Origin of the sequence: Hydrocoleum sp. CS-953, assembly GCF_002260545.1 — a bacterium.
Taxonomy (GTDB): Bacteria; Cyanobacteriota; Cyanobacteriia; order Cyanobacteriales; family Microcoleaceae; genus Trichodesmium.
This window is the reverse complement of sequence record NZ_LGSU01000961.1, coordinates 1-5,710: the sequence shown is the minus strand read 5'-3', so window position 1 is coordinate 5,710 and position 5,710 is coordinate 1. Positions and strand designations below refer to the sequence as shown.

Genomic DNA, 5,710 nt, shown 5'->3' with positions numbered 1-5,710 from the left:
AGATAGAACTCTTCAATGATTTATAATCTATATTCTCGACTTCAAAATGTAGTAGATTAAAGATAATCAGTCAGGTAGAGGATCGATAAATTTAATGCTTTACAAGAGGGAATAGCATTCACATATAATTTCCTAGGAAATTGCCAATCAGAGAAACTAATTAAGTATAAATACTCAATTAAACCTTTTAACTTGACTACAAGGAAGGTCAATAAAGATAATTTACAGAGTATAAGTACGAGGGAAATTAACGATTTTTGTCTACTTAATTAGATGATAAAGTGACCCACGGAACGTGAGCCATCAAAAGTCCCAAAAATGATAAAAACTCTGAAACTATTATTCCTATTACTTTCTAGAGCTGTTCCCTAATTATGTGCATATTATCTCAACAACTGCACTGAGGACTTTCATATTAGTTAAATGGGACAAACTTGTAACTTGTCAGCCAAATTTAGATATATTGGAGAAAGTAACAATTTATGAAGATATATGTCTGTGAATATAACTTTGGCTCCTGATTTCACTCAGAAGAGAGTGGTTAATAATTACCCTAAAATTAAGCAAATCTTTGAAACTATTGATGCGTATAGCTGTCCAAACTCTTATAACTTTCATATGCATACAATTTACTCCGATGGACAGCTAACACCTGAGAGTTTAATAGAGCAAGCAATTGCGATCGGCCTCAGAGGTTTGGCCATTACGGACCATCATAGTGTTGGTGGTTATCAAATAGCTAAAAGTTGGTTAGAAAACTGGAAATCTATTAATCCAGATCAAGAGCATTTAGCCCCTATTCTGTGGAGTGGGGTAGAAATTAATGCCAACTTACTGAATATTGAGGTACATATTCTCGGATATGGTTTTGATCCAGAACGCCCAAGTTTACACCCTTATTTGACAGGAAAGGGGACTAAAGGTCGAGAATATCAAGCTGCTAATGTCATTACTGCTATTCAACAAGCGGGTGGTTTGGCGGTACTTGCTCATCCTTGTCGTTATAAGCGTTCTGCTACTGACTTAATTAAAGCAGCAGCGAAGTTAGGTATTGATGGTGTGGAAACTTACTATGGTTACACTCATACTAAACCTTGGAAACCTAGCCCAAAACAAACAGAGCAAGTGAAGAAACTTAGTGCTACCTATGGTTTACTGAATACTTGTGGTACTGATACTCATGGTAAAAATCTTTTGCTACGTTTATAGGGTGGGAATGTCACTCGTAAGCATTCAGCGTTCAGCGTTCAGCTATCAGCTATCAGCTATCAGTTTCATTGTATTTAAAGAAGGAAAAAGCAATTGAGAGATTTCAAAGAATTAAAAGTATGGGTCAAGGCTCATCACTTAACCTTAGCAGTCTATCAAGCCACATCTACATTTCCTACCACAGAATTGTATGGGTTGACAAGTCAAATTCGCCGTTCTTGTGCTTCAATTCCCGCAAATATTGCAGAAGGGTGTGGTAGAAGTGGAGATGCAGAACTATGTCGTTTTCTTCAAATTGCTATGGGTTCAGCCAGTGAGCTTGAGTATCATCTTTTACTTGCTCGCGACCTCAATTTCATCAAAGTTTCACAATACGAATCCCTGTTTGAAAATGTAGTAGAAGTTAAACGAATGCTTGCTTCATTCATTAAAAAGCTGAGAGCTGATAGCTGAATACTTACCACTCTCAGACCCTATTAATCAAAACTAAAACTATCTGAAAATTAGACGAATTAGACCTCTCGCCCAAGAGGTCTATTATTTTGTTTAACTGCCATTTGCTATCATTATGGTTGTCAAAAGCATAATCCCAAGACTCGTTAGTAAAAAAACAATTCCTAAAGATATTGACTGACCTAGATGTACTGGAGAATTTGATACTTTCATAGTTTGTTTTTAACAGTTTTTTAAATGTTTTCTTAAGATAACAAGTTTTTAAGAGTTCGTGGGAAATTTTAATATTTTGTAATGAAACTTATATCTTCTTTAAAAGTTAAGTATTTCCTCCGGAATGCTGCACAAACAGGTATTAGCAGTAAGCGATCGGCTTTTTCTGAATTATTTTTTCACAAATAAGTCATAAGAATAGAGCAGTTATAAATTAGAGTATTTCCTCCTACTGGACTGACACATCTAATGGATGTGCATTAGGGCGGGTTTATTTAATCTTAGGGTAAGCATGAAAATTTCTACTAAAACCCGCGACGAGAGACAGGCGAGACAATGCGAAAACCACCACCGTTGTAGAAGATGTGGACATAAAAATAGTAGCGCCTGGCACTCCGGCAATTTCCGGAACTGTTGCTCCAGCTACCGCCACGGAACAGTCTCCTATTACTATCACCTCCAGTTTCCCAAGCAGTTCCGTCAGTAGGCGCTCCATTATAATTATCGTGCCAAACATCCTGACACCATTCCGACACATTGCCGTGCATATCATATAAACCAAAAGCATTGGGAGGAAAACTTCCTACATCGGTTGCTTCTTTTCGATATTTTCCCTTAGCAGCATTACCATAAGGATAGTTGCCGTCGTAGTTAACAAACTCAGACGTTATAGTTTCTCCAAAATAAAACGGTGTTGTTGTTCCTGCACGGGCGCGCATATTCCCACTGACTCTCACTGGGCAACCTGTAAATTTTTCCAGTTTTCCTAGATAGCTTTTTGCAAAACTCTATAGCGTCATACCAATTCAGATTTTCTACTGGGCGGTTTCTTCCTTTAAGCTTAGAAGGATTTTCATCCATAATAACTTGATATTGTTCTTGAGTAATAGGGTATTTACTCATATAAAAATGTTCGAGAGTAACTTGATGCTGCGGACTTTCATTTCCATTTCTTCTTTCTTCATTTGGTGGTGAACCCATGAGAAAACTTCCCCCAGGAATATAAACCATTTCTAATTTAATTCCATTACCTAAATCTTCTATTTTTTGCCCAGCACATTCCTCGGTACGATTGATAATATTGCCTGAGTTATCGACAGTTATAACTTCAAAAGTAAATAGCTCTCCTTTTTCTGATTCTGCTGTTGATGATTGAGATGTTTTGGGTGAAGAATTAGGCTGAATAATAGATAAAATTTCCCCGACATTTTTAAACCTTTTCTTAGTTGCTCCAACAATCATTTTATCCAATATTTCTCCAACTTCACCACTTACACTCGACTTTAAATAATCTCGCCACACCCAATCATTTTCACTCACATCAAATAACTCAAAAGGTTCGACTCCAGTTAACAAATGAATACAAGTCACACCCAAACTATAAATATCGCTAGAAAAAGTTACTTTTCCTAGTGCTTGTTCTGGTGGAACATATCCGGCAGAACCTATAACAGTTCCTGTTCTTCCTAAAGCAGTCATTGTGGCATATTTCGCTGCCCCAAAATCTACCAATATAATATTATCTAGGGAGCTTCTAGCTTGCACTGGATATTGATTATTATTCTTTCTCCTAATAATATTCTCTGGTTTAATATCTCGATGAATTACCTGATTAGAATGAATAAATTCCAACACAGGCAATAAACTTTTTAATAACTCTAAAATCTGACTTTCATCAAAAGCTCCCGACTCATTCAACTCTTGCTGTAAATTTTGCCCGTCGATAAATTCTTGTACTAAATACTGTCGATTATCTTGAGTAAAATATGCTAAAAGTTCAGGAATTTGTGGATGTTTACCTAAACCTTCCAAACGTTCAGCTTCTTGAGCAAATAATTCAGCAGCTTTTAATAAAGTTTTAGTTCCTTGTGCTTGAGGAAAAAATTGTTTAATTACGCAAAAAGGCTGGGAAGGTTTGTATTTATCCACTGCTTGAAAAGTTCTGCCGAAACCACCTTGCCCGATAATTTTTAGAGGGCAATAACGTTCCGCTAAAACTAATTTTTCACCACAGGTTTGACAGAATATTGTGTCTGGTGGATTAAGTTTTAAACAGTTAGGATTTAAACATTGAGTCATTTCATTTATCAGTTATGAGTATAGCAATCCTATTTTATTCGTGGCAAAAATCTTACTGCTTTTTAGGGAACAGCGGTGCGACCCCGCGTCGCCGACAGGCGCAAGGGAATGCGCACCAAGAGAGGAAACAGGGCGGAGTTTCAAGTTTTTTATCTACTTTTTGATTACCCGCGACCCATTTTAGGATTGCTATAGTACCTACATTCCGCACGACAAAATGTAGTATAAAGATAGGAGACAGGAGACAGGAGACATGAGACATGAGACAGGAGGCAATTATAGTGATCGATAGGAGTAAGTGATTGAGTATTTATGCTTCATATTTTCCCGATAATCTGGCTCCTGAGAAAGGTGAAATGTAGGATATATATAGTATAAATACTTACCAAGATACCATATTTTATACTACTTTTCATGTTAAAACTTGACGTGCGGAATGTGGGATAGTAGATTGACACATCTAAAATGGTGCGTTACGACGGATTGCTAAATCCCTTTCATAGTCTTAATTTAAGCCGTCTAACACACCCTACAATTTTGCACAAAATTGGCTGTGTCAGTCTACTACTGGACTGTTTCATCTAAAACTGTGCAATAGATTTTCTTCCTTGTCTTCCTTGTCTTGACACAACCAAAAAGTAATGCACCATTTAAGATGAAACAATCCACTACTCCCTAATGCCTCTTTGTATTTAAAATATGAAACCTGTAATCATTCCACCTAATAAGATAAAACCAATCCAAACATTTTGTCTGAATATCTGAGCATAAGGTTTCAAAATATCTTCTTGCCGTAATTTTCCATATTGAATAAACCAAAAAATTGTAGCAATTCCCAGGGTTATCCAAAAGCCAATATGTAGCTCCATTTCTCTTCCTAATAACCCTAATAAAACAGAAGTTAAAAAGAAGAATGTACCTACAGCATTAGTAGCATATTCACCAAAAAATAGAGCGCTAGAATTAACACCTAAACGTCGATCGTCCTCGCGATCGCTCATGGCATAAACTGTATCAAAACCCATAGTCCAAACAATTGTTGCACCCCACAATATCCAAGTTGCACTATCCAACTTAGCTACAGCAGCACTCCAACTAATTAACACAGCAAAACCCCAAGCAATAGATAACACTAACTGAGGTACTGGAAAAAATCGCTTTGCTAAGGGATAACAAATAATTACCGGAACTGCTGCTACAGATAGCCAAAAACTCAGGGGGTTGAGATATAATGCGATAACTCCGGCACAAGCAAAAGCAATAATGGCAATAATAATACCTGTTTGAATGCTAAGAGCGCGAGAAGCTAGAGGGCGATCGCGAGTTCTCTCTACTTCTGGATCGATATCCCGGTCCCACAAATCGTTAATTACACAACCTGCGGCACTGGTAGCGAATGTTGCTATTACTATTACTCCTACTAATGGTATGGGTGGCATGGCGTGGGTAGCTAAAAATACGGCCCACAAAGCAGGAATCATTAAAATAAAACGTCCAGCAGGTTTATCCCATCTCAGAAGTCTGATTACTTTCATCAAGGTTGATTCTGATTCAGGTAGAGTAGATTGAGTCATTTTAGTTATTTGTTATTTGTTATCAGTTATAATATCAAATTTTTTTATTTTTTTGCCATAAAATATTTATCTTAATTGCTCAAGGAAAACTAGGAGCATAATTATAATTATTCTACTTAAGATAATATAAATTGCAATATTTTTTAGAGGCGATCGCTTCTTCTAATTTATCAAATTAATTG

At 36.7% G+C, this 5,710-nt stretch carries 3 protein-coding genes and 1 pseudogene; 2 read left to right on the top strand and 2 right to left on the bottom strand.

The window, feature by feature from the left end; all coding sequences use genetic code 11:
• The first annotated feature begins 618 nt into the window (after positions 1-618).
• Both AFK68_RS13430 and AFK68_RS13425 read left to right on the top strand, forming a co-directional pair.
• Positions 619-1,209 carry a PHP domain-containing protein gene (locus AFK68_RS13430; RefSeq protein WP_371357371.1) on the top strand — a complete coding sequence of 197 codons (591 nt, stop codon included), beginning with the start codon at positions 619-621 and terminating at the stop codon, positions 1,207-1,209.
• Between the two features lie 93 nt (positions 1,210-1,302).
• A complete protein-coding gene (locus AFK68_RS13425; protein WP_094673247.1) occupies positions 1,303-1,662 on the top strand; it encodes a four helix bundle protein in 360 nt (119 codons plus the stop codon).
• A 518-nt stretch (positions 1,663-2,180) separates the two neighbouring features.
• Here the strand turns inward: AFK68_RS13425 and AFK68_RS13420 are convergent.
• Together AFK68_RS13420 and AFK68_RS13415 are read right to left on the bottom strand one after the other, a co-directional pair.
• Positions 2,181-3,954 (bottom strand): annotated as a pseudogene (locus AFK68_RS13420) (SUMF1/EgtB/PvdO family nonheme iron enzyme).
• 692 nt (positions 3,955-4,646) lie between these two features.
• Positions 4,647-5,528, bottom strand: coding sequence for a 4-hydroxybenzoate solanesyltransferase (locus AFK68_RS13415; protein ID WP_094673246.1), 882 nt, complete (start codon positions 5,526-5,528; stop codon positions 4,647-4,649).
• Between the last annotated feature and the right edge of the window lie 182 nt (positions 5,529-5,710).